1 protein-coding gene is annotated in these 365 nt (G+C 63.0%); it reads left to right on the top strand.

What is annotated here, in order from left to right; translation table 11 throughout:
- Positions 1 to 365 (top strand): hypothetical protein (locus AC1DY7_RS31460; RefSeq protein WP_477497672.1); only part of this gene is annotated, 365 nt, incomplete at both ends.

Genomic DNA, 365 nt, shown 5'->3' with positions numbered 1-365 from the left:
AGCGCATAGAGGAGGCGCTGCGCTCGTCCGATTACCAGCCCAATCTGTTTGCCCGCAACCTCAATCGCAAGCGCACCCGCGCCATCGGCATTGTCGTGCCGACAGTGGCCGATCCCTTCTATTCCGAAATGGTCAGCCGCATCGAGCTCAGGCTGCGCGACGAGGGCTACTGGCCGATCGTCATTTCCTCGCACGGCTCGCGCGAACTCGAAGTCGAGGCGACGCGCACCATCCAGTCGCTGAAAGTCTCAGGCGCGCTGATCGCGCCGCTCGGCTTGCGCTCGGACCGCCGCACGCTGGAGAAACTGACGCAGACGATGCCGATCGTCTATTTCGACACCTATCTCGAAGGCGGCGTACCCTTC

The sequence above is a fragment of the Mycobacterium sp. P2_H7 genome, assembly GCF_056403275.1.
Note: the sequence above shows the minus strand (reverse complement) of the source record. Positions and strands in the feature narration are given on the sequence as shown.